The sequence below is a fragment of the Pseudolabrys taiwanensis genome, from assembly GCF_003367395.1.
Lineage (GTDB): Bacteria > Pseudomonadota > Alphaproteobacteria > Rhizobiales > Xanthobacteraceae > Pseudolabrys > Pseudolabrys taiwanensis.
The window spans coordinates 3,401,920-3,425,097 of sequence record NZ_CP031417.1 but is presented as its reverse complement, the minus strand read 5'-3'; the positions used below and the strand labels follow the sequence as shown (position 1 = coordinate 3,425,097).

Sequence of the window (23,178 nt, the reverse complement as noted above, 5' to 3'; positions counted from 1 at the left end):
TCTTGTCGTTGGGTGGGAGAGTAACGGTTCTATCGCAGCGGTCAAAAGCGAAGCGTTTTCACTTCGCGAAAGCGTCTGCCGCGACGCCGAACACCTGCCGCGCGAAGTGCGGATAGACGCCGGCCAATTCGCGCGCGACGTCGCCGCGCATGAGCGCAAGCGTTTCAGCGGAAGGCGCGGCCGTCGTCGGCACGTCTTTCGGCCTGTCGAAATCGAAACCGGTGTGCTCGATCACTTCCTCGACGGTGTGACCGGGATGCACGCTGTCGAGCGTGAACCGCCCGTCCTTGAACGAGAACAGGCAGCGGTTGGTGACGAGCGCGATCGGTCCGCCCGTGCGGAAGACATTGGGGTCGCTCGCCCCGGGGGCGCTGATGAAGTCGACCTGCGGCACCAAAGTGCGGCGGGAATGTTCGGTGCGGAAGAGGATGACTTTCGGCACCACGAAATAAAGGTATGCCGAGCCGAACGAGCCGGGAAAGCGCACCTTGGGATGGTCGTGCGGGCCGATCTCGACCAGGTTGATGTTGCCGTGGCCGTCGATCTGTCCGCCGGAGAGAAAGAACACGTCGATGCGGCCCTGGCCGGCGCAATCGAACAATTCGCGGCCGCCATCGGTCCAGAACGTGTGCTTGGCGCTGCCGAGCAGGGAGACATAGGGCCGGCCCACGCCTTGTAACCTGCCGCGGGCGCGCGCGAGCAACGCGGCGGTCGCCGGAATGGGCGAGGCATTGCCGACGGCGACATGGCGCACGTCGCCGATCAGCCGCGTGATGACATCGGCGAGCAGTTCTTCGTCGCGGATGTTCACTTTCGCCTGCTCCTCGGTGTTGTTGTCATCTGTCGTCCCCGCGCAGGCGGGGACCCATACGCCGTGTCGTCTCGATAGGCTGCGGCGTATGGGTCCCGGGCCTCGCGAACGCTCGCCGGGACGACAGAAAGCTAAGCCGCGCGCTTCTCATGCACATACCTGTCGAGATAGTCCGTGAAGCCTTCCGCCGTCGCCGCCATTTTGGCGTAGAGCGCGAGGTGCTCCGCGTCCGCCGCGTAATGGTCGGGCAGCGGCAAAGGCCAGGCGCCGCGCTCGGCGACGGCGACCGTCTCCACGTAAAAGCCCGGCAGCGTGCCGGCCGCCGTCAGCGGGTCGGCGAGCAGATCGTTGTCGACGATCTTCTCGACCGTCGCGATCGTCCGCGTTGCCGCGTGCGCCATGGTGACGAGTTCGCGCTGGCGGCCGATCCACACATTGCCGAAACGGTCGGCCATCGGCGCATGCAGCAGCGCGACGTCGGGCTTCAGCGCCGGCAACAGCACGATGGGATCGTCGTTGCCGAACGGACTGTCGATTACCTTCCAGTCGTCGCGATACTTCAGCACGTCGGATCCGATCAGTCCGCGCAGGGGCATGAAGGGCACGCCTTTCTCCGCCGCCTGCAAGGCGGCGTGCAGCGCCGGGCAGGTGGCATCCTTCATGACGATCGTGCCGCCGGTGATCGCGGCGTTGAAGCGCGGCGCGGGACCGAGCTCGCCGAGGCTGACCGCGCTCGTCTCCAACGTCGCCACGCAGCCGGCGCCGATCAGAATGTCGGCCTGCAGGCTCGACGTGGGCAGCGCGATGAGATGCAGGTTCTTCACGCCGCGCCGGATGAGCGCGCGTGTCGCCGCCATGGGCACGCCCGCGACTTCGCGCGGCACCACCAGCATGCAGCCGTCGGCGATGGGCGCGAGCGCTTCCTCGAGCGTTGTCTCGATCATAACGGGCCTCGTGCTCTTCGGCGCTTTGGGCCGCCGCCCACTGTGGCGACGCGCATTTTTCTCATTCTTGCGCTTGCCAGGTAAAGACAATTCTGCGACGTGCAGAGCATGACACGTTTGCAGGACAAGCTCGCCAAAGGCCGTTTTGTTCTCACGGCCGAAGTCACGCCGCCGGTTTCATTCGATCGCGGCGAACTCGTCGCTAAGGCGTCGCCGCTCAAAGGTCTCGCCGACGCGGTGAACGTCACCGACGGCGCGGGCGCAAGGCCGCATCTCGGCGCGCTCACCGCCGCCGCGACGCTGTTGGAGCAAGGCATCGAGCCGATCCTGCAACTCACCTGCCGCGACCGTAACCGCATCGCGTTGCAAAGCGATCTCATCAGCGCGGCCGCCTGGGGCATCGAGAACCTCTTGATGCTGCGCGGTGACGATCCGAGCGCGGGCGATCAGCCGGACGCCAAAGCGGTGTTCGATCTCGACACGCGCCAGCTCACCGAACTGGCCCGTCGCCTGCGTGATACAAGCGAGTTGCCGACCGGCCGCAAGGTCACGGGCAAGGCATCGTTCTTTCTCGGCGCGGCCGACAGTCCGATCGATCCACCGCCCGGCTGGGAGCCCAAGGGGCTCATCGCCAAGCAGACGGCCGGCGCGCAGTTCGTGCAGACGCAGTTCTGCATGGATGCCGGCATCGTGCGCCGCTACATGGCCCGGCTCGCCGAGCACGGCCTTGCCGGCAAGCTGTCGTTCCTCATCGGCGTATGTCCGTTGCGTTCGGCGAAGTCGGCGCGCTGGATGAAGGAGAAGCTATTCGGCACCATCATCCCCGACGCCTATGTGGAGCGCATGGAGGCGGCGAGCGATCCGGTCGCCGAGGGCAAGCGCATCTGCGTCGAAGTGATTTCCGAACTCGCTGCGATCCCCGACGTCGCCGGCTGCCATATCATGGCGCCGAACAACGATGCCGCGGTGGCCGATGTCATCGTCGAGGCACGGACGCTGATCAAGCGGTGACCACCGCCGTCATGCCCGCGCCCGCGGGCATCCCGGCGAGAGCCTTTCTCCGCCTCGCATCGTTTCCGTCATAGCGGGCCACGACGCTGCGCGCCGGCCCGGCGATGACAACGGCCTACGAACTCAACGCCTCCTTCACCCGTTCCGGCGAGAACGGTACGCGCCGGATTCGCACGCCGGTCGCGTCGAAGATGGCGTTGCCGATGGCGGCAGCCACCGGCCGGATCGACGGCTCGCCGGCGCCGGAGGGCGCGATCTCCGGGTGATTGATCAGCACCACATTCACCTCGGCCGGGGTCTCGGTGATGTCGAGGATCGGATAACTGATCCAATCGATGCTGGTGACGGTGTTGCGGTCGAAGGTGACTTCCTCCCACAACGTGCGGCTGACGCCTTGCACGATGTTGCCCTCGACGCATTTCACCAGCCCATCCGGGTTGATGATCTGTCCGCAGTCGTGCGCGACCGTGAATTTCCGCGCCCAGATCTTGCCGCTGCTGCGGTCGACATCGACCTCGGCGATCACCGCGACGCGGGTGCCGCTGCGCTGCGCGTAGGCTATGCCGCGTCCCGATAGTTTGCTGCCGCTTTGGTCGCGGCGGGGCGACGACCGCGTCTGCCAGTTCGCCTTCTCCGCCGCGGCCTTGATGACCGCGATATCGCGTGGGTCGGTGGCATGGCGGAGGCGGAACGCGACCGGGTCGACATTCACTGCTGCCGCGACTTCGTCGATGAAGCTTTCGCTGGCGAAATGGATCTGCGGCCCAACGGGATCGCGCAGATGCGAGGTGCGCAACGGCGAGGCGCGGTCGAGCAACGGCGGAATGGTCTCCCAGGAGAGTCGCTTGTTGTCGATCGCGTAGGATTCGGCCGGCGTACCGAAGCCGTCGCCGGATTTCAGGGCCACGCCTAGCGTTTGGCCTGCCAAGGTGTCGTAAGGCTTGCTGCCATTGGTATCGACGTCGACGCGCGAGAAAGCCTTGCTCACGAATTCATAGCCGATCAGCTTGCCCGAGGCGTCGAGTGCGGCGCGCGCCTTGTGGATTGAGGCGGGCCCTTTCGGGTCCCAGCCGGTGCCCTGGTCGCGCATATATTGCACGCGCACGGGGCGGCCGACCGCCTTGGCCAACACGGCGGCGTCCATCGCCGCATCGTCTGCGTCGTTACGGCCGTAGGAGCCCGGGCCGGGGGTCCAGATGACGCGGACGCTCTCGGCCGGCACGTTCAAGGTCGCGGCCAGGCCCTGTTGCACGAAGTGCGACTTCTGCGTTCCGCTCCAGCAGGTGATTTGGCCGTCCTTGATCTCCACCAGCGCGCAGGCCGGCCCCATGCTCGCGTGCGATTGGAACGGCCATTCATACTCGGCCTCGATCACCTTCGCGGCGTTCTTGAAGGCCTCGTCGACATTGCCGTTCTGCTGCTCCACTGCGCGCTTGCGCACCGGTGCGTTACGGATGTGCTCGAACAGCTTCGCTTGGTCGGGGAAGGGCGCCTGCGTTTGCGACCACGCCACCTTCAATTGCTGTGCCGCTTTGATGGCGTCCCATTCCTTGTCGGCGACGACGCCGAGGAAGCCCTTGTCCCAGACGACCTTGGCGCCCGGGATGTCCTTGATGCTGCTCTCGTCGACCTTCACCGGCGTCGCGCCCGCCACCGCCGGGCGGATCATGCGCCCATGCATCATGCCAGGCACTTTGATGTCGGTGACGAAGTCCTGTTGGGCGAAGACCTTCGGCGCCACGTCCTCGCGTTTGATCGGTTGGCCGACGACGGTGTGCTCGCTCGGTTTTTTCGGCTGCGCTTTACCGGGCGCGTAGAGCGGGTTGCCGTACTGTTTGTTCCAAGCGAGCTGAACGTTGAAATAACGGCCGCCGACCAATTCGGCATAGGTGACGCGCTTTGCGGTGTCGCCTTTGGCGCTCACCACGCCGTCTTTGACCAGAAGCTGGTCGGCGGGCATCGCCAGATGGCGCGCCGCCATGTCGACGAGGACGCGCCGCGCTTCCGCGGCGGCCACGCGCATCTGCTTGCCGCCGAACTGCACGCCGGTCGAGCCCGAAGCGCCGCCCTGGTTCACGGAGTTGGCCGTATCGCCCATGATCACTTTGACGGCCTTGAACGGCGCATCGAGTTCTTCCGCGACGATCTGGCCGATGGCGACATGCAGGCCGTGGCCCATGTCCATCTTGCCGAAATAGGCGGAGATCGTGCCGTCCGCATTCACCGCAAGGTAAGAGGACAACTGGTCCGGCGTCAGCGGCGGTTTGGCGCCTTGCGCATGCGCCTGTCCGATCTCGAGAACCCGATCGAGCGTCATCGGCGCGCCGATGGATACGACCAGGGCGCCGCCGCCGAGCAGCGCGGCACGGCGGGTAAAAGAAATCTTGCTCTCGTGTTTCGTCATGGCGACCTCCCTCAGCCCATCATCTCGGCGGCACGCTTCACCGCCTTCAGGATGCTGATGTGGGTGCCGCAGCGGCACTTGAGGCCGGTGAGCGCTTCCTTGATCTCGGCTTCGGTCGGCTTCTTCTTGTCGCGCAGAAATGCGGCGGCGGTCATGAGCCAGCCATTGATGCAGTAGCCGCACTGAGGAACCTGCTCCTCCACGTAAGCGGCCTGAATCGGGTGCGGTTTCTCGGGTGTGCCGAGACCGGCGAGCGTGGTGATCTTGGCGTTGCCGACCGCCGATAACGGCGTGATGCAGGAGCGCGTCGGTTGGCCATCGAGCCACACGGTGCATGCACCGCATTGCGCCAAGCCGCAGCCGAAGTGCGGGTTGTTCAAACCAAGATCGTCGCGCAGCGCGTAAAGCAACGGCATGTCGGGATCGGCTTCGATCGCGTGCGTCGTGCCGTTCACCGTCAGATCCATCTTTGGCATTGTCGATCTCCCGATAGCCGTTGTCCGCCGGCCTTGTGAGTCGCAGGCTAGACCCGCGTCGACGTTCTGGAAATCGGGGTCGCTAAAATGTGATCGTGCGGAGCGATGTCGGCTTAAAGAAGCGACCGCACCGCAGCGAACAGGTCCCGTACCTGCTTCTCACCAAGCCCGCGCGTGATGAATACGACGCGGCTCGACCGGTTGCCGTCGGGCCACGCATCGAGTTCCACCGGCGGAGGCGCGAGATGCTGCACGAACTGCACCACCACGGGTCCCTTGCAGCCTTCGACGTTGAGGAACCCCTTCACGCGCAAGAGATCCGGTCCGCGTAGCGCGATGAGCGTATCCATGGTCTTGGCGAAGGCGGGCCACGGTAAGGACGCTTCTTCGGTCAGGACGAAGCTGCCGATGCCGTCGCTATGCTCGGCTTCCGCCACGAAGGCGTTGCGCTGAAGGGCGGCCGGTTCGGTGAAGCAGCGCGGATCGAGCGCGCCGTTGGCGGACCTGACGATATCGGCGTTCGGATTGAGCGTATTGAGATGCGCAATAAGCGCCTCGGGGGCGCCGGCAATGTCGGTCTTGGTGATGGCCAGCCGGTCGGCGAGGATCGTCTGCTTGCGGGCTTCGGCCGACCAGCCCAGCGTGTCGGGACCGGTCGCGGCGTCGACCACCGTCAGCACCACATCGACATGAAACATGTCGCCGAGCGCGCGGTCGGTGGCGAAGGTCTGCAGGATGGGCGAGGGATCGGCGAGGCCCGAGGTTTCGATGACGATGCGCTTGAAGTCGGGAATCTCGCCGCGCTCGCGCTCGATCACCAGGCGTCGCAGCGCTTCCTGAAGGTCGCTGCGCGCGATACAGCACAGGCACCCGTTGCCGAGCAGCACGGTCTCGTCGGCGCTTTCGCGGATCAGCGCATCGTCGATGCCGACGGCGCCGAACTCGTTCACCACCACGGCGGTGCCTTGCCCTTCCGGCGTCGCCAGGAAGCGGTTGATCAGCGTTGTCTTGCCGGCGCCGAGGAAGCCGGTGACGATCGTGACCGGCACTTTGGCGCCGCGTTCGCGCTTGAGACGCCGGCCGAAGGGGCCGGCAGAGGGGGAAGGGAAGGGGGAGTTCATCTCATACCGTCATCGCCCGCGAAAGCGGGCGATCCAGTAAACACTGAGCGGGCCATTGCGCCAAGAGCAGCATCTTCCGCTCATTCCCGTTTTCGCGGGAATGAGCGGGTTCGATGACGCTTCGTGCTAGAACTCCATCTCCAGCACATAAAGCCCGCCGCTGAAGCGGTCGACCGTGTAGACGATGCCGCGCTCGTCGACGAACACATCGTTGAGCTGGATCGCCCCGACCGACGAACCTTTCGGTGCCGGCGGCACGAACGCGGCGATCTCCTTGGGCTGGTACGGATTGGCGATGTCGTAGGCGCGCAGGCCGCCGTTGAAGAAGGTGCCGATCACGATCTGGTCGTTCTGCCACGATTGCGGCAGCGGCACGTTCTCGTGGATGTTGTGCGCGCCGAAGCGGCCGCCGCGATCCTTGTAGGCATCGACCGGCGGCAGCGGACAGGTGGCGATCGATACGGGATGCGTCTCGTCGCGCATGTCCAGCACCCAGATCAGCTTCGGCCAGTCTTTGGCGCCGTCTTCGGTCGACTCGTCCGTCACCAGCATCAGGTTGCGGTCGAACAGCGGCACCGCGGTGTGCATGAAGCCGGTGTAAGGCGGCGAGTTGGTCCAGTGCGAGATGACCTTCGGACTGGCCTTGTCCTTGATGTCCATCACGAACATGCCGCCGTCGATGTAGCAGAGGTAGAGCCGGTCGGGCCGCTGCGGATAGCAATTGGTGTTGTGCGCGCGATAGCCCTTGTCGAGCGGATGGCGCGGCGGCGGCGGCACGTTGTCGGTCGCCGAGGTGCCGGGCATCCACCAGCGGCCGACTTCGACCGGCTTCGACGGATTGCGTACGTCGATGCAGCGGTAGAACTGGTCGTCGTTTGGGTGGCTCGGTTTGAAGTCCGGCGCGCCGGACGCCATGTGCACGTACTCGCCGTCGCAGAACCAGAGCTGGTGCACGCCGCGTGACGTCGGCCCGGAGCAGTCGAAGAAGCCGACCGATCGCGGGTTTTCCGGTACCGAGATGTCGAAAATCTCCATGCCGGCGGGCTGCAGGCCGACTTTCTGGGTTTGATACGCGACCACCATGATGTCGCCGACGGTCTCCAGCGAATTGGAGCGCATGTGTTTTTGCGGCAGGTCGGTCTGCACCACGACCTTGGGATTGCGCGGATCGGAGACGTCGACGCCGGTGAAGTTCTTCGGCGCGCTCTCATGCGCCAGCCAAAGGATGCGCCGGCCGTCCTTGGCCAGTTGCAGCGACACGCCTTCGCCCATGCCGCCGAAGCCGCCGAGATCGTTTTGGGCGAGCAGCTTGAAATTCCAGGCGACCGGCTCTCCGCTTTTGTTCAGCGGGTTCGTGGCGGGCATTGGCGTCTCCGTTTTCCTATTTCCGTCCTCCGCGGAGCGGAGGGACGCATTTCGTATTGCGAAAGCGGTTGAAGGTCGGCGGGTGTTATCGTGCGTCAGGCCCGGCTTGACGCCGGGCATCCGCGCGTTCGGTGAGAATAGCGCGGATCGCTATTAAGCAAGACGTTCATGGCCGGGACAAGCCCGGCCATGACGAGTCAGTCGTTCAGCGCATAGCGGCTTTCTCTTACGCCATCGCCTTCTTCAGGAAGTCCATACGGAAGGCCTTGTCCCAATCCGGGATGGCCTTGATCTTCTTGGTATCGAGCAGGATCTGCGCGTGGTGGGTCATGTACGGCTTGAGGTCGTCGGGCCAGCCGGGCTGCACCTCAACGCGGGCCAGCGCCTTGGCGAAGGTGTCTTTCGACAACTGATAGCCCTTGGACGTGTAGAACTCGTAGATCGCGTCAGCCACCTTCTTAGGTTCGTTCTTGAAATCCTTGGCGACGTCGAGCCAGGCTTTCAGGTAGGCGACCGCCGTATCCGGGCTCTTGGCGATGAAGTCGGGCGTCGCCGCCATGAAGACCGGCATCTTGTCGAACTCGTAGAACTCGGAAATCGACACGCCGGTGCCATCGGCTTCCGCGATCGCATTGTAGGGCTCGACATTGACCATGGCGTCCACGGTCTTGGCGGCCATCGCCGCCACCATGTCGTTCACGTTCATACGGACTTCCTGAAAGTCGCCCTTCTTCAGGCCGGCTTTTGGCGCGATCTGGTCGACGAAGATATTGGCGACGGAGGAGCCGGTCTGGTTGGCGACCTTGAGGCCCTTGAGTTGCTCGACTTTGGTGATGCCGAGATCCTTGCGCGCGATCACGCGCGCCGTCTTGCCGACATACTCGATCATGGCAATGGCGATCAGGCCGCCTTTATCGTGACCGAGGGCGAACGACGGGCCGGCATAGGTGCCGAGGTCCACCTGGCGGGCGACCATCTGTTGCATGGTGAGGTTGCCGGACGGCACGCCGAATTCCTCGAACTTGATGCCGTGCTTCTCCAGGTAGCCCGACCGCATGAGATAATAGGTCGGCATGCCCCACATGTTCGTCTGATAGCCTTGGCGTATCGTATCCGCCGCGAAAGCGGGCCGCAGGCCGACGCCGGCCGCTAAGACACCGGCGCCGCCCGCCGCGATAACATGCCGGCGGGTGATCCCTCGGTTCAGGGTACGCATTCGTCGTCCTCCCGGTTGTTTATTGTATTAGTGCGCGACTTCCTGCCCGAGCTGTCGGAGCAGGTCCTTCTGGCACTCGAGAAATTCCACGCTCAGCGGATCGCGCGGCCGCGGCAGGTCGATCTTGATCTCGGTCTTCACCGTGCCGGGATGCGGCGTCATCACGATCACGCGGTCGGCGAGATAGACCGCTTCCGCGACGTTGTGCGTGACGTAGATCACGGTCTTGCGCGTCTCGCGCCAGACGTCGGCGAGCAGCCGCTGCATGTCGTCGCGGGTCAGCGCATCGAGCGCGGCGAAGGGCTCGTCCATCAATAAGACGGCGGGGTTGTAAGCGAGCGCGCGGGCGATAGCGACCCGTTGCTGCATGCCGCCGGAGAGATGGTGCGGGAACGAGCCGGTGAATTTCTCGAGCTTCACCAGCCGCAACTGCTCGCGCGCGATCTTCTCGCGCTCCTCCTTCGGCACGCCGCGCATCTCGAGGCCGAAGGCGACATTGCCGAGCGCGGTGCGCCATGGGAAGAGCTGCGCGAAATCCTGGAAAACGACGCCGCGGTCCGTGCCATGGCCCGACACCGGTTTGCCGCCGATGCGAATCTCGCCGGCCGCCGGCGCGAGGAACCCGGCGACGATGTTGAGCAAGGTCGACTTGCCGCAGCCCGACGGGCCGACGATGCAGATGAACTCGGAGGCGTCGATCTGGACGTTGACGTCCTTGATGCCCGGCACTTTGCCGCCGGGGGTGTTGTACATCAGGCTTACGTCGCGAATGTCGATAGGCATCATGTTTCTTGTTCCCGACCTTGTCCCATCATCTTGAGGTGCAAGCCTGCGGCGGCAGCCTCAGGGTGACGGAGGAGAGCTGAATGTGCTGCCGGACATTGCGTCCTATCCCTTCGCTGCGCGCATCATGCCCCAACGCAGCACCGTCGCCTTCTCGATGCTGCCGAACACGAGGCGTTCGAATACGTAGCCGATCGCGCCGATCACGATCAGCGAGGCCAGCATGACATCGGCGTTGAGGAACTCCTTGGCGTCGAAGATGACCCAGCCGAGACCCCAATCGGAGGCGGCGATCATCTCGGCGCCGACCACCGCGATCCAGGCGCGCAAGAAAGACTGCCGCATGCCGGTGATGATGAAGGGCGAAGCGCCGGGGATGATGACCTTCCAGAACAGCCGGCCTTCGTCCGCACCCATGCTGCCGGCGGCGCGCAGCCACAACGGATTGACCGCGCGCACGCCCGACCAGGTGTTGAACAACAGCGGGAAGGTGGCCGCATAGAAGACGATCAGCACGGTGGTGAGATCGCCGATGCCGAACCACAGCATGAACAGCGGCACCAGCGCGAAGGACGGAATCGGCATCAGCGCGGAAACGAGCGGCAGGCAGAAGTTCTCGACCGGCTTGAACCTGGCCATCAGGATGCCGAGCGGGATGCTGACGATGACGGCGAGGACAAAGCCCGCGAGCACGCGGCCGAGCGTGAAGGCGGCATGCTCGATCAGCGAACCGTCGGCAATGCCGGCGAACAACGTCTTGGCGATGGCGGGTAATGTCGGCATCAGCGCCGCGGCGAAGTAGCCGCTGCGGGCCGCGGCTTCGTAGAGGGCCGCCACCACGATCAGCGTCAGCGCTGAACGGATATAGGAGCGGGTGGTCGTGGTTGTCTCGCTCATGACGCTGTCACCATGCCCCACCGCACGACGGTGTAGTCCTCGATCTTCTGGAACACGAGCTTCTCGAGCGCGATGCCGATCAGCGCGATGACGGCGATGCCGGCAAGCATGACGTCGGTGTTGAGGAACTCGCGCGCGCCGAAGATCAGCCAGCCCAGCCCCCAGGGTACGGCCGCGAGCATTTCAACCGCGACCAGGATGCGCCATGCTTGGGCGAGGCCGAGCCGCAAGCCGGTAAGGATGTAAGGCAGCGCCCCAGGCAGGATCACATGCGTGAACAGCCGCCGATCGTCCGCGCCCAAGGCCACCGCCGAGCGCAGCCAGATTTCCTTTACCGCTTTGACACCGGTCCAGCTGTTGAAGATTACCGGAAATGCCGACACGAAGCCGACCAAGAGCACGGCCGACACATTGCCGAGGCCGAACCACAACAGGAACAGTGGCGCGTAAGCGAGCCCCGGTATCGGCGCGCAGATGCTCACCAGTGGCAGCATAATGTCTTCGGCGCGCCGCGAACGGCCCATCAGGATGCCGATGACCGTGCCCGCGATGGCGGCGAGCGCAAAGCCCGACAGCAGGCGGATGACCGTCTCGATGGCGTGGTGCGGCAGAATGCCTGACACGGTGAGCCGCACAAACGAGGCGGCGACTTCTTCCAAAGTGGGAAAGAGACGGGGCGGGAACACGCCGAGGCGCGCAACGATCTCCCACAGCAGTCCCACCACGAGGAAAGGAAACATATTCCGCAAGATCGCGCGCAGGTGATCGGCGGCGCGCCGCGTCGACCGGCTATCCGTGCCGGTAACGGCGATGGTGTTGACGGCATCCTGCATCGGTGCCTGCGTCCTCCCACCCTATGTTGTCGGCCTCTTGTCCGGCTTATGCTGCCGTTTATCGACGCGTATCTGTTCGGGCCATTTGCCGGTCTTGTGACCGGACTTGCGACAAGGATAGACCTTTGACCGCGAACCACAAGCGAAGATGGTTCTGCACCTGCGAAGGCGGACCACACTGGCAGAATTCGTACAGAACGGCTAAAGCGCTGCGCCGGCGACACGTCGTGCCAAGTTCAATTTGGGGAGAGTTTCGGGATGTCGAATAACAAGCAAAAGATCGGTTGGATCGGCGTCGGCCGCATGGGTTACCAGATGGCGGAGCGCCTCGCGAAGGCGGGCTACGACATCTCGATCTGGAACCGCACCAAGGCGAAGGCCGAACCGCTCACCAAGCTTGGCGCCAAGGTGGTCGACAAGCCGGTCGATCTCGCCGGTGTCGATATGCTGTTCGCCATCGTGTCGGAAGGGAAAGACCTCGAAGAGGTTTACTTCGGCCCGAACGGCATCGTGACCAACGCCAAGGGCGCGCTGCCGAAGACCTTCGTCGACTGTTCGTCGATCTCGGTCGACGACTCGGCGCGCATCCGCGAGCGTCTGAAGGAGCGCAGCATCGAGTTCGTCTGCGCGCCGGTGTCGGGCAACGGTCTCGTCATCAAGGCCGGCAAGCTGTCGTCGGTGGTGTCTGGCCCGGAAGCGGCGGCGAAGGCCGCGATGCCGGTGATCGAAGTGTTCGCGCCGCGCGGCGTGTCTTATGTCGGCGATGGCGAGCTCGCGCGCATCTGCAAGATCGCGCACAACGTCATGCTCGGCGTCGTCATCGAAAACCTGATCGAGATCACGTTGCTCGCCAACAAGATGGGCGTGCCGCGCCATGCGTTCCTCGCCTTCATGAACAACGGCGTCATGGGCTCGATGTTCACGGCGTACAAGACGCCGGCGCTGGTCAATCTCGACTGGACCACGACCTTCACGCCGGAGCTGCTGCGCAAGGACCTCGATCTCGGCCTTGAGCTCGGCCGCGAATGGGACGTGCCGATGCCGGTGACGGCGGCAACGCGCGAAGTCATCCAGCAACATATCGGCAAGGCACTGTCGCAGCCGAACGCCAAAGAGATCCTGGCCGAGGACTTCGCCAAGATGGCGGAGACCATGGCGGAACTCGCCGGCATGAAGCTCGACTCGGAAAACAAGAACGTGAAGACGGGGCTGGAGGTCTGAGCCTCCAGCATCGAGTTGAATGAATCGCCGCAAGCAAGGCGGGACTCCCTCTCCCCACTGGGGAGAGGGTTGGGGTGAGGGGGCTCCTGACTCTCGGACTTTGTAACCCCTCACCCGGCGCACTGCGTGCGCCGACCTCTCCCTATGGGAGAGGTGAAGAGAGCAAGTTGCGAGCTGAACGCTACACCAACTCCACGCCGCCTTCGGCCACGACCTTGCCTGCGTCCAGGCGCACCACGCGTGTTGCGATACGCTTCACCTCCGCCGGATCGTGGCTGACATAGATCATCGGCACACGCGCGTCGTCGCGCAGGCGTTCGAGATAGGGCAGGATCTCCTGCTTGCGCGTGGCGTCGAGCGAAGCCAACGGCTCGTCGAGCAGCAACAGGCGCGGTCGCATCAGCAGCGCGCGGCCGAAGGCGACGCGCTGGCGCTCGCCGCCGGACAGTTTGCCCGGTCGTCGCGCCAGCAAAGGGCCGATGTCGAGCAGCTCCACAACGTGTGCGAATGCCGTGGGATCGGCCTTCAGTCCGCGCATCCAGCGGCCGTAGTCGAGATTGTGCTTCACGGTGAAGTGCGGGAACAGCCGGCTTTCCTGAAACACGATGCCGATGCCGCGCCGCCAGGCCGGAACGTCGATCCGCGCCGTGCCGTCGAACAGCACCGTGTCGTCGAGCGCGATGCGGCCGCGGTCCGGCGCGATCAGGCCGGCGATCATGTTGATGACGCTGGTCTTGCCGGTGCCGGACGGACCGAACAGGGCGGTGACGCCGCCCTCGCTGGTGAAGGAGACGCTCAGCGCCAGTTGGCCGAGCTGCTTTTCGACTTTGACTGTCAGCATTTGACAGCATTCCAATTAGAGCGGTGCACCTCATGCCCGCTCATTCCCGCGCAAGCGGGAATCCAGCCGGCCCTATCGAGCTTGCACCGTCGCGCTGGGCTCCCACCTTCGCGGGGACGAGCGGAAGAGGGGCCGGACCTGCTTACGAGCATGTCACTCTCCCCGCAGCCGGATGGCCGCGCGCCGCGCGAACCATTCCGACACCATGAGAGCGGCGAGCGAGATGATGACGGCGATGACGACCAGCTTGAGCGCAGCGGCATCGCCGCCCGGCACTTGCGTCAACGTGTAGATCGCCGCCGAGATGGTCTGTGTTTCGCCGGGAATATTCGACACGAAGGTGATGGTCGCGCCGAACTCACCCAAGGCCCTGGCGAAAGCCAGCACCATGCCGGCGATGATGCCGGGCAGCGTGAGCGGCAGCGTGACGCTGAAGAAGACGAGCAAGGGCCGCGCGCCCAAAGTGGCGGCGGCCTGTTCGAGTTTGCCGTCGACGGCTTCGATCGACAGGCGGATGGCGCGCACCAGAAGCGGAAAAGCCATCACGCCGCAGGCCAGCACCGCGCCGGTCCAGCGAAACGAGAACACGATGCCGAAGTGATCGGCGAGAAAGGCACCGACCGGCGCGCGGCGTCCGAGCGTGATCAGCAGCAGATAGCCGGTGACGACCGGCGGCAGCACCAACGGCAGATGCACGATCGCATCGAGCAGCGACTTGCCCCAGAAGTCTGTGCGCGCGAGCAGGAAAGCGACGGCGATGCCAAACGGCAGCGACACGATCGTCGCCACCACCGCGATGCGCAAGGATAGCGCGACCGCGATCCATTCTTCGGGAGAGAGGTTAAACATAGACTATCTCCGTCATCCTGAGGTGCGAGGCGCGGAGCGCGCCGAGCCTCGCAGGATGGACGGCCCCGGCCGCCGCCCTTCGAGGGCCGCGCTAGGCGCGGCCACCTCAGGATGAGGGGTCGAGTGCAATGCTCGCGGCGCGAAAACCACCTTCGTCACGACACCGGCTTGATCAAGAAGCTGAAGCCGTACTTCTCGAAGATCGCTTTCGCCGCGCTGCTGCGCAGGAAGTTGAGATAAGCCGCCGCTTCCGGCTTCGCCGTTGTCGTCAGGCCGACGGGATAGACGATCGGCGGATAGGATTCTTGCGGAAACGCGCCGACGATCTTCACCTTCGGTTCGACCTTGGCGTCGGTCTCGTAGACGATGCCGAGCACCGCCTCGCCGCGGGCAACGAAGGCGAGAGCGGCGCGCACGCTTTCCGCCATGGCAAATTTGGGCGCGGCGGCCTGCCAGGCGCCGAGCTTCTCCAGCGCGGCCTTGGCATACTTGCCGACCGGCACCGCCTGCACGTCGCCGGTGGTGATGCGGCCGTCGCCGGCGAGCTTGGCGAGGTCGAAGCCCTGGCCGATCGTGACGTTGGTGAGCTTGGAGTCCGTGGGCGCGATCAGCACCAGGCGATTGCCGAGCAGATTGACGCGCGTGTCCTCCTTGATGACCTTCTTCTGCACGCCGTAATCCATCCAGTCGAGATCGGCCGAGGCGAAGACGTCCGCCGGCGCGCCCTGCTCGAGCTGCTTGGCGAGCGCGGAGCTGGCCGCGTAGCTCGAGACCACCTTCACGCCGGTTGCCTTGGTGTAAGCGGCATTGATGTCGTCGACGGCGTTTTTCATCGACGCGGCGGCGAAGATGGTGATGGTCTTGTCCTGCGCGGCGCTCGGGTGCGGCGCGGCGGCAAGGGCGAGCAGAAGGCTGAAAAAGGCTAGAAGCCGAGTGGCCATGGCGGTTCTCCTCGGGCGCGTCGATGGCGCCCTGATTTCCGGTCAGAGAGGGAAGACATTGTCGGAACCGCCGTTCCGGCCGCACGCTGCACGCCCAGTGCGGCGCGGGTCTGGGAACTATGTAGCAAGCGGAGGTATCTCTGTCACCTGCGCAGGGGTTGCTTGCTTTACCCTCCCCCTCCAGGGGGGAGTGTAGGCGGCGAGTGTTGGCTGACTCTGCTAGAAAGTCGCAGGGAAGAAACGAGACCGAGACAATGACCGGCACCACAGCGATCGAAGGCGAATTCGACTACATCATCGTGGGCGCGGGCTCCGCCGGCTGCGTGCTGGCGAACCGCCTCTCGGCCGATCCGACGAAGCGCGTGCTCATTCTCGAGGCGGGCGGGCGCGACAACTGGGTCTGGTTTCACATTCCCGTGGGCTATCTCTTCGCCATCGGCAATCCGCGCGCCGACTGGCTGTTCAAGACCGAGCCGGAGCCCGGCCTCAACGGCCGCGCGCTCAATTATCCGCGCGGCAAGGTGATCGGCGGCTGCTCGGCCATCAACGGCATGATCTACATGCTCGGCCAATCGGCGGATTACGACAACTGGCGCCAGCTCGGCCTGCCGGGCTGGTCGTGGGACGACGTGCGGCCCTTCTTCCGCAAGCATGTCGATCACTTCCTGAAGAGCGAGCACCACGCGGCGGGCGGTGAATGGCGGGTCGAAGCGCAGCGCCTGTCGTGGCAGATCCTGGAAGCGTTCCGGGAGGCGGCCGTGCAATACGGCATTCCATCGGTCGCCGACTTCAACACCGGCGACAACGAAGGCATCTGCTATTTCCACGTCAACCAGAAGCGGGGCCGCCGCTGGTCCGCCGCGCGCGGCTTTCTCAAGCCGGTGCTGAACCGGCCCAATTTGCGGCTGGAGACCGGCTGCCTGGCCGAAGGCCTGGACTTCAGCGGCAAGCGCGTCACCGGCGTGCGGTGGCGGCAGAACGGTGAAACGCGCAGCGCCAAATGCCGCGGCGAAGTGATCCTGGCCGCGGGCGCGATCGGCTCGCCGCAACTGCTGATGCTGTCGGGCGTTGGCCCCGCCGCGCATCTTTCCGAGCACGGGATCGAAGTGCGGCTCGACAAGCCGGGCGTCGGCGCCAATCTGCAGGATCATCTGCAACTGCGCACGATCTATAAAGTGTCGGGCGTGAAGACGCTGAACGCGATGTATGGCTCGCTGTTCGGCCGCGCGCAGATGGGCCTCGATTACATGCTGCGCCGGCGCGGGCCGCTCACCATGGCGCCGTCGCAGTTGGGCGTCTTCACGAAGTCCGATCCGACGCAGGATCGCGCCAACATTCAGTACCACGTGCAGCCTTTGTCGCTCGAGAAGTTCGGCGAGCCGCTGCATGCGTTTCCGGCCTTCACGGCGAGCGTGGCCAACCTGCGGCCGACCAGCCGCGGCACGATCACGCTCAAGTCGCGCGATCCTGCGGCGGCACCGTCGATCCGGCCGAATTATCTGTCGACGCCGGAAGACCGCCGCGTCGCCGCCGACTCGATCCGCGTGACGCGCGCGATCGTGTCGCAGCCGGCGCTGCGGCCTTACGCGCCGCTCGAATACCTGCCGGGCGCGCAGGCACGCGACGACGACGAGGCGGCGTTGGAAAAGGCCGCCGGCGATATCGGCACGACGATTTTCCATCCCGTCGGCACCGCGCGCATGGGCCGCGACGACGATGCCCGCGCCGTGGTCGACGCGCGGCTGCGCGTGATCGGGCTCGAGGGCCTGCGCGTCATCGACGCCTCGGTGATGCCGTCGATCACCTCGGGCAACACCAATTCGCCGACCATGATGATCGCCGAAAAGGGCGCCGTGATGATTCTTGAAGACCGGCGCTGACCACGCGGACAACCTTTGTTCCGTCACCCTGAGGTGCGCGGCCGAAGGCCGAGCCTCGAAGGGGGACGGCCGAGGTCTCACCTCAAATACACTTGGGGACGCGTCTTGCCCGCCATCCTTCGAGGCTCGCTGCGCTCGCACCTCAGGATGACGGCTCGAGGTTGGGTCGCAAGGCGAGGCTCTACAGCACTTTCAAATGCCTGATCGGCCGGCCCGGTGCGATGCCCTGCGCGGCGGCGACGATGGCGTTGGCGTCGATGCCGTAGTGCCTATAGAGATCGGCCAGCGCGCCGGTCTGGCCGAAGTGTTCGACGCCCAAGGCGCGCGTGCGATGGCCGTTCACCGCGCCCAGCCAGGCGAGCGTTGCCGGATGGCCGTCGAGCACCGTGACGATGCCGCAATGTGTCGGCACGTCTTCCAGCAGGCGCTCGATGTGCGAGCGCGCATGCACGAGGCCGCGCTCGCGGGCGCGCTGCGCGGCGGTCCAGCCGGCGTTGAGGCGGTCGGCCGACGTGATCGCCAAGAGGCCGACATCGCGGCGGTCTTCCGCCATCAGTCCCACGGCTTCGATGGCTTCCGGCGCGATGGCGCCGGTGTAAGCGACGACCACCTGCGCGTTCGGGCCGGGCTTCCTCAGCCAATAGGCGCCGTCGACGATGTCCTGTTCCAAATCGGGCGTCATCGCGCGCTGGATCTGCTCCACCGGCCGTGTCGACAGCCGCAAGTAAACCGAGCCGCCGGTCTCGTCGCGAAGCCAGTTCCGTTCCGACATTTCCCCGCCGCTCTTCTGCATGTAGTCGAACGCCCAGCGCATGACGACGGCAAGCTCGTCGACAAAAGCCGGCTCGAACATCGCCAGCCCGTCCTGCGCCATGCCGATCATCGGCTCGGCGATCGACTGATGCGCGCCGCCTTCGCCGGCGAGCGTGATACCGGAGGGCGTCGCGACCACCATGAAGCGGGCATCCTGGTAGCAGGCGTAATTCAACTGATCGAGGCCGCGGGCGATGAACGGATCGTACAGCGTGCCGACCGGCAGGAGCCGCACGCCGTTGATCGTGTGCGAGAGGCCGAGCGCGGAGAGCGTGATGAAGAGATTGGCTTCGGCGATGCCGAGCTCGATATGCTGCCCTTGCGGCGAGAACTCCCAATTGAACGTCGAGGGGATGCGCTCGTTGCGGAAGGTGTCCGGCGTCGCTTCGTGGGCGAACAGGCCGCGCCGGTTCACCCATGGGCCGAGATTGGTCGACACGGTGACGTCGGGCGAGGTGGTGACGATGCGCTTGGCAAAGTCGCCGTCGCCGCGGCCGACTTCGTTCAGGATGTTGCCGAAGCCGGCTTGCGTCGACATCGTCGGCTGAATGGTAATGCCGAGCTTGTCCGGCACGGCGATGCTTGGCGCTTCGAGCCGGCGGTTGCCGCCCTGCGCGAAAGGCACCCGATCGAGGAACGCCTGCAGCTTGTCGCCCGCAACCGGCAGCCCTTCGAACTTGTCCCATTCGTGGCCTTCGCGCACGTTCTGTGCCGTGCGATAGGCGTCCATCTGCGCCGGCGTCATGAGGCCGGCGTGGTTGTCCTTGTGCCCGGCCATCGGCAGGCCGAAGCCCTTCACCGTGTAGCAGATGAAGCAGGTCGGCTTGTCGCTCTTGGCGTTGTTGAACGCGTCCAGCAGCGCCGGCAGATCGTGGCCGCCGAGATTGTTCATCAGCGCCGCGAGCTCGGCATCCGAACGCTTCTCGATCAGCCGTGAGACGTCGCCCTGATCGCCGATCTCGTCATTGAGCCGCTTGCGCCAGGCCGCGCCGCCCGCGAACACCAGCGCCGAGTAGAGCGGGTTGGGGCAGTTGTCGATCCAGGCCTTGAGCTTGTCGCCGCCCGGCTCCTTGAAGGCCGCCTGCTGCAGCGAGCCGTATTTGACGATGACGACGTTCCAGCCGAAGTTCTTGAACAGCTGTTCGTAGCGCTCCCACAGGCCTTCGCGCACGACGGCGTCCAGACTCTGGCGGTTGTAGTCGATGATCCACCAGCAATTGCGCAAGCCGTGCTTCCAGCCTTCGAGCAGGGCTTCGAAGATGTTGCCTTCGTCGAGCTCGGCATCGCCGACCAGCGCGACCATGCGGCCCTCGGGACGGTCCGTGCCCCAGCCGTGTGCCCGCACATAGTCCTGCACCAGCGACGAAAACAGCGTCTGCGCGACGCCGAGGCCGACCGACCCGGTCGAGAAATCGACGTCGTCGGCATCCTTGGTGCGCGAGGGGTAGCTCTGCGCGCCCTTGTAGCCGCGGAAGTTCTCCAGACGCTCGCGCGTCTGCTTACCGAGCAGATATTGAATGGCATGGAATATCGGCGAGGCATGCGGCTTCACCGCGATGCGATCCTGCGGCTTGAGCACGTCGAAATAGAGCGCTGTCATGATTGTCGCCAGCGACGCCGACGAGGCCTGATGCCCGCCGACCTTCAGGCCGTCGGTGTTCTCGCGCAGGTGGTTGGCATTGTGGATCATCCAGCTCGCGAGCCAGAGCACCTTGCGCTCGATCGCGGAGAGGAGTTGCAGGTTGTCGCGTGTCGTCATGGCGTAGGCCTTGCTTCTGCGTCGTCCCCGCGAAGGCGGGACCCATACGCCGTGCACTATCGAGAGACTGAGGCGTATGGGTCCCGGGCCTCGCTTCGCTCGCCCGGGACGACAACTTCTCGTCGGATTCTGCGCCCGAGGCGATAGTGATGCTTGCCAATTCGCGCTATATTAGGCGGCCATATTGGCCTATTCTGCCAATTCGATGCCAAGAAAGAGCCGATTATGCCAGAAATGGTCAAGCTCGATGCCGTCGATCTGAAGATCCTGCGCCACCTGCAGGACGACGGCCGCATGAGCCTTGCAGACTTGGCGCAGAAGGTCGGGCTGTCGCCGTCGCCGTGCCTGCGCCGCGTGCGCATCCTGGAGAAGGCCGGCGTGATCGCGCGTTATGTCGCGGTGCTCGACCAGCGCGCGGTCGGACTGCCGGTCAGCGTGTTCATCTCGATCAAGCTGGAAAAGCAGCGCGAGGAATTGCTCGATCGCTTTGCCAAGACCATCGCGCGCTGGCCGGAAGTGCTCGAGTGCTATCTGATGACCGGGCCGCGCGATTATCTCTTGCGCGTCGTGGTGCCGGATCTGCCGGCTTACGAACGCTTCCTCAAGCAGAAGCTGACGCGGCTCGAAGGCATCGCCTCGATCGAATCCAGCTTCGCGCTGGAGCAGGTGAAATATACCAACGTGCTGCCGGTGGCGTAACTTCTTATCCCTCCCCCGCTTGCGGGGGAGGGTGGCGAGCGGAGCGAGCCGGGTGGGGACCTGGGAAGAATGAAAATTGACCCCATCCCCGATCGCGCTCGATCGGCCCTCCCCTTTCAGGGGAGGGATGGACGCCTGTCTTATCCCACCTTCACCTGGATCGATCCCAGATGCGTGATCGACGCGTCGATGGTGTCGCCCGGCTTGATCGGGCCGACGCCTTCCGGCGTGCCGGTGAACAGCACGTCACCCGGATAGAGCGTGTAGAACGACGTCGCGAACTCGATCAGCTCGGCGACGCCGATGATGAGATCGCGCGTGTTGGCGATCTGACGCGGTTCGCCATTGACCGTGAGCTTGAGGTCGAGGTTGGTCGGATCGCTCAGTTCGTCGGCCGTGACCAGATACGGTCCGAGCACCGAGTAGCCGTCGATCGACTTGCGCAGCGAGCGTTCTTCAGGACCGCGCACGGTGATGTCGAGGCCGATGCAATAGCCGGCGACATATTTGAGCGCGTCTTCGCGCTTCACGCGGTTGGCCTTGGCGCCGATGATGGCGACGAGCTCGATCTCGTGGTCGGTGCGGCGGTCCGGATGGCGGATCGGGATCACGTCGCTCGCGCCGGCGAGCGAGCTGTTCGCCTTCAGGAACAGGCCGACGCGCTGGATCTCCGCCACCTGGTTCTGATGGTGGATCTGGGGGTCGGTCCGCGCTTCATCCAGATGCTTCTTGTAGTTCACCGGTGCGGCGACGAGCTTGCCCGGATTGGCGACCGGGCTGAGCAGCTTCACGTCGCTCAGCGCAAAGCTCTTGGCGCCCTTCGCGGCGGCCGAAGCGGCCTTCTGGACTTCCGGAAGATGGGTGATCAGGAGATCGGTGGTCGGAAGCGGATAGCGCGCGGCCGGCAACACATCGAGCGCCGCCGTCACATCCTTGATTTCATTTCCTTCAACCAAGCCCAGGCGATTATCGTTGAATCGGCAGAGTTTCATTATCTTTCTGTCGTCTTGCTGGCGTCACGCGCGGGTGCGCTGACTACGGTTTTGCAAGCCGGCGGAAGGTCCGACAGCATCAGCGGACGCGGTGGCGGGCCCGGCGGCTTGGGCTTCGGATGCAATACCTTATCCGAGAACCAATAGTCGAGAGCCGAGGCGCTGCATCCATCGTCGCCGGGTACTGGCGGTTGTTTGCGACAGTTCGGCGAGTCGGCGGGACATTTCATCCGCACATGAATGTGGTCGTGGTGGCCGTACCACGGACGCACTTTATCGAGCCAGGATGAGTGCTTGCCATTGTCGACGCGGCACAGCTCTTTCTTGATGGCCGCATTGACGAGTACGCGCTCGACCCCCGGCTGTTCGGCGGCCGTGCGGATGAAGGCGATATGCTGCGGCGTCCAGGTCTTTGGATTGATGTGCTTCCAATCGTCGGAGACGAGATTGATCGCCGACGTCTTTTCACGCTCATCGTTCGACAGCGTGTGGGCAGGCATGGGCATGAACCAGATATCGACGTCGAGTCCGATCTGATGGCTCAGATGACCGAAGGGCAATGGCCCACCGCGCGGCTGCGCCATGTCGCCGACGAGGATGCCTTTCCAGCCTGTCGCTTTGGCCGCGAGTGGCGCGAAGCGTTCGAGGAAGTGCACGAGTTCGGGATGCCCCCAATTGCGGTTGCGCGAGAGGCGCATCACTTGCCAGGTCGGTCCGTTCACCGGCAGTTCGACGCCGCCTGAGAGACAGCCACGCGGGTAATAACCGATCGCCAGCGCCTTGCCGAGCGACGGCAGCTTCACGCGCGAGAACAGCGTCTTCGCCGGCGTAGCATCGAGGCCGTCGCTGACCGTCGGCCGGGCCGTTGGCAGCGGCGCGGATGCCGCGGGCGCCGGGGTGTCGGCCGGTGGCGTGGGCGTGGCGGTTGTGACCGGCTCGGCGGGTGGCGCGGTCGCGGCGGGTGCCGGTGTGATTGGCGCGGGAGCGGACGCGGTGTCCGGCGCAGGGGCCGGCGGCGCAGCCGGTAAGGCCGGTGCGGGCGGCGTCACTGCCGGTGCCGGCGTTTGCTGTTGCATTTGGGCAGGCGTCTCGGCGCTGCTGTTCTTGCTCGTGCTCGGCTCGGGTATCGGTTGAGCCGAGGAGTCGGGCGTGGGCGCTTGCGCAACCGTTATCCGTTGCCCAAGCGCGAGAGTGCCAGCGACAAATACCGCCGACACAACCAGGAAAGCTGTGATGCGCGTCAGCATGGTGCTGACGGTCTACCGCGTCCCTGTCGCGCTGTCAGTTTAATTGCGAACGATGGTTTAGAGCGGGAGCATATA

The 23,178-nt window shown here is 64.8% G+C and carries 20 protein-coding genes; 4 read left to right on the top strand and 16 right to left on the bottom strand.

Annotated features, from left to right (window positions below):
- Positions 1–58: 58 nt before the first annotated feature.
- Complete coding sequence (locus DW352_RS16300; RefSeq protein WP_245434145.1) at positions 59–811, bottom strand: CoA-transferase; 753 nt, start codon at positions 809–811, stop codon at positions 59–61.
- 131 nt (positions 812–942) lie between these two features.
- Positions 943–1,755: a CoA transferase subunit A gene (locus tag DW352_RS16295; protein ID WP_115692327.1), complete on the bottom strand. Its 813-nt coding sequence runs from the start codon at positions 1,753–1,755 to the stop codon at positions 943–945.
- A 108-nt stretch (positions 1,756–1,863) separates the two neighbouring features.
- On the opposite strand from DW352_RS16295, the gene DW352_RS16290 reads away from it, so the two are divergent.
- Positions 1,864–2,766, top strand: a complete 903-nt coding sequence (locus DW352_RS16290) for a methylenetetrahydrofolate reductase (protein WP_115692326.1) — start codon at positions 1,864–1,866, stop codon at positions 2,764–2,766.
- Between the two features lie 115 nt (positions 2,767–2,881).
- On the opposite strand, the gene DW352_RS16285 is transcribed toward DW352_RS16290, so the two are convergent.
- The 8 genes from DW352_RS16285 to DW352_RS16250 form a co-directional block, all read right to left on the bottom strand.
- Positions 2,882–5,170, bottom strand: a complete 2,289-nt coding sequence (locus DW352_RS16285) for a xanthine dehydrogenase family protein molybdopterin-binding subunit (RefSeq protein ID WP_115692325.1) — start codon at positions 5,168–5,170, stop codon at positions 2,882–2,884.
- Between the two features lie 11 nt (positions 5,171–5,181).
- Entirely contained in the window at positions 5,182–5,646 is a 465-nt protein-coding gene (locus DW352_RS16280; RefSeq protein ID WP_115692324.1) for a (2Fe-2S)-binding protein, read from the bottom strand.
- A gap of 113 nt (positions 5,647–5,759) precedes the next feature.
- Positions 5,760–6,767, bottom strand: a complete 1,008-nt coding sequence (locus tag DW352_RS16275; protein ID WP_115692323.1) for a CobW family GTP-binding protein — start codon at positions 6,765–6,767, stop codon at positions 5,760–5,762.
- Between the two features lie 126 nt (positions 6,768–6,893).
- The gene (locus DW352_RS16270; RefSeq protein WP_115692322.1) at positions 6,894–8,132 is read right to left on the bottom strand and encodes an LVIVD repeat-containing protein; all 1,239 of its coding nucleotides are present in this window, start codon (positions 8,130–8,132) and stop codon (positions 6,894–6,896) included.
- Positions 8,133–8,358: 226 nt separating this feature from the next.
- Complete coding sequence (locus DW352_RS16265) at positions 8,359–9,348, bottom strand: ABC transporter substrate-binding protein (protein ID WP_115692321.1); 990 nt, start codon at positions 9,346–9,348, stop codon at positions 8,359–8,361.
- 27 nt (positions 9,349–9,375) lie between these two features.
- On the bottom strand, positions 9,376–10,134 hold the full coding sequence (locus DW352_RS16260; RefSeq protein ID WP_115692320.1) for an ABC transporter ATP-binding protein: 759 nt from the start codon (positions 10,132–10,134) through the stop codon (positions 9,376–9,378).
- A 102-nt stretch (positions 10,135–10,236) separates the two neighbouring features.
- Entirely contained in the window at positions 10,237–11,028 is a 792-nt protein-coding gene (locus tag DW352_RS16255; protein ID WP_115692319.1) for an ABC transporter permease, read from the bottom strand.
- Entirely contained in the window at positions 11,025–11,861 is an 837-nt protein-coding gene (locus tag DW352_RS16250; RefSeq protein WP_115692318.1) for an ABC transporter permease, read from the bottom strand. The genes DW352_RS16255 and DW352_RS16250 overlap by 4 nt, the downstream gene beginning before the upstream one ends.
- A 258-nt stretch (positions 11,862–12,119) precedes the next feature.
- Here DW352_RS16250 and DW352_RS16245 point away from each other — a divergent pair, with 258 nt between their 5' ends.
- The gene (locus DW352_RS16245) at positions 12,120–13,082 is read left to right on the top strand and encodes an NAD(P)-dependent oxidoreductase (RefSeq protein WP_115692317.1); all 963 of its coding nucleotides are present in this window, start codon (positions 12,120–12,122) and stop codon (positions 13,080–13,082) included.
- Between the two features lie 181 nt (positions 13,083–13,263).
- On the opposite strand, the gene modC is transcribed toward DW352_RS16245, so the two are convergent.
- From modC to modA, 3 genes are all read right to left on the bottom strand, one after another.
- Entirely contained in the window at positions 13,264–13,923 is a 660-nt protein-coding gene (gene modC, locus DW352_RS16240) for a molybdenum ABC transporter ATP-binding protein (RefSeq protein WP_115692316.1), read from the bottom strand.
- 153 nt (positions 13,924–14,076) lie between these two features.
- Positions 14,077–14,772 (bottom strand): molybdate ABC transporter permease subunit, encoded by a 696-nt coding sequence (gene modB / locus DW352_RS16235; protein WP_115692315.1) that lies wholly within the window; start codon positions 14,770–14,772, stop codon positions 14,077–14,079.
- Positions 14,773–14,927: 155 nt separating this feature from the next.
- Positions 14,928–15,713, bottom strand: a complete 786-nt coding sequence (modA, locus tag DW352_RS16230; RefSeq protein WP_115692314.1) for a molybdate ABC transporter substrate-binding protein — start codon at positions 15,711–15,713, stop codon at positions 14,928–14,930.
- A 254-nt stretch (positions 15,714–15,967) separates the two neighbouring features.
- Here modA and DW352_RS16225 point away from each other — a divergent pair, with 254 nt between their 5' ends.
- Complete coding sequence (locus DW352_RS16225) at positions 15,968–17,593, top strand: GMC family oxidoreductase (RefSeq protein WP_115692313.1); 1,626 nt, start codon at positions 15,968–15,970, stop codon at positions 17,591–17,593.
- Positions 17,594–17,774: 181 nt separating this feature from the next.
- Here the strand turns inward: DW352_RS16225 and DW352_RS16220 are convergent, their stop codons facing one another.
- Positions 17,775–20,165, bottom strand: coding sequence for a transketolase (locus tag DW352_RS16220; protein ID WP_115692312.1), 2,391 nt, complete (start codon positions 20,163–20,165; stop codon positions 17,775–17,777).
- A 234-nt stretch (positions 20,166–20,399) separates the two neighbouring features.
- Here DW352_RS16220 and DW352_RS16215 point away from each other — a divergent pair, with 234 nt between their 5' ends.
- Positions 20,400–20,864, top strand: coding sequence for an Lrp/AsnC family transcriptional regulator (locus DW352_RS16215; RefSeq protein ID WP_210210005.1), 465 nt, complete (start codon positions 20,400–20,402; stop codon positions 20,862–20,864).
- Positions 20,865–21,004: 140 nt separating this feature from the next.
- On the opposite strand, the gene DW352_RS16210 is transcribed toward DW352_RS16215, so the two are convergent.
- Complete coding sequence (locus tag DW352_RS16210; RefSeq protein WP_245434143.1) at positions 21,005–21,820, bottom strand: fumarylacetoacetate hydrolase family protein; 816 nt, start codon at positions 21,818–21,820, stop codon at positions 21,005–21,007.
- A gap of 35 nt (positions 21,821–21,855) precedes the next feature.
- Positions 21,856–22,932 carry a penicillin-insensitive murein endopeptidase gene (gene mepA / locus DW352_RS16205; RefSeq protein WP_210209846.1) on the bottom strand — a complete coding sequence of 359 codons (1,077 nt, stop codon included), beginning with the start codon at positions 22,930–22,932 and terminating at the stop codon, positions 21,856–21,858.
- Positions 22,933–23,178 lie beyond the last annotated feature (246 nt).

Coding starts and splice junctions, on each gene's coding strand:
- DW352_RS16265 (WP_115692321.1), bottom strand. CDS start 9,348: ATGCGTACCCTGAACCGAGGGATCACCCGCCGGCATGTTATCGCGGCG.
- DW352_RS16290 (WP_115692326.1), top strand. CDS start 1,864: ATGACACGTTTGCAGGACAAGCTCGCCAAAGGCCGTTTTGTTCTCACG.
- DW352_RS16215 (WP_210210005.1), top strand. CDS start 20,400: ATGGTCAAGCTCGATGCCGTCGATCTGAAGATCCTGCGCCACCTGCAG.
- DW352_RS16295 (WP_115692327.1), bottom strand. CDS start 1,755: ATGATCGAGACAACGCTCGAGGAAGCGCTCGCGCCCATCGCCGACGGC.
- modA (WP_115692314.1), bottom strand. CDS start 15,713: ATGGCCACTCGGCTTCTAGCCTTTTTCAGCCTTCTGCTCGCCCTTGCC.
- DW352_RS16255 (WP_115692319.1), bottom strand. CDS start 11,028: ATGAGCGAGACAACCACGACCACCCGCTCCTATATCCGTTCAGCGCTG.
- modB (WP_115692315.1), bottom strand. CDS start 14,772: ATGTTTAACCTCTCTCCCGAAGAATGGATCGCGGTCGCGCTATCCTTG.
- DW352_RS16275 (WP_115692323.1), bottom strand. CDS start 6,767: ATGAACTCCCCCTTCCCTTCCCCCTCTGCCGGCCCCTTCGGCCGGCGT.
- mepA (WP_210209846.1), bottom strand. CDS start 22,932: ATGCAACAGCAAACGCCGGCACCGGCAGTGACGCCGCCCGCACCGGCC.
- DW352_RS16220 (WP_115692312.1), bottom strand. CDS start 20,165: ATGACGACACGCGACAACCTGCAACTCCTCTCCGCGATCGAGCGCAAG.
- modC (WP_115692316.1), bottom strand. CDS start 13,923: ATGCTGACAGTCAAAGTCGAAAAGCAGCTCGGCCAACTGGCGCTGAGC.
- DW352_RS16260 (WP_115692320.1), bottom strand. CDS start 10,134: ATGATGCCTATCGACATTCGCGACGTAAGCCTGATGTACAACACCCCC.
- DW352_RS16225 (WP_115692313.1), top strand. CDS start 15,968: ATGACCGGCACCACAGCGATCGAAGGCGAATTCGACTACATCATCGTG.
- DW352_RS16280 (WP_115692324.1), bottom strand. CDS start 5,646: ATGCCAAAGATGGATCTGACGGTGAACGGCACGACGCACGCGATCGAA.
- DW352_RS16245 (WP_115692317.1), top strand. CDS start 12,120: ATGTCGAATAACAAGCAAAAGATCGGTTGGATCGGCGTCGGCCGCATG.
- DW352_RS16285 (WP_115692325.1), bottom strand. CDS start 5,170: ATGACGAAACACGAGAGCAAGATTTCTTTTACCCGCCGTGCCGCGCTG.
- DW352_RS16270 (WP_115692322.1), bottom strand. CDS start 8,132: ATGCCCGCCACGAACCCGCTGAACAAAAGCGGAGAGCCGGTCGCCTGG.
- DW352_RS16250 (WP_115692318.1), bottom strand. CDS start 11,861: ATGCAGGATGCCGTCAACACCATCGCCGTTACCGGCACGGATAGCCGG.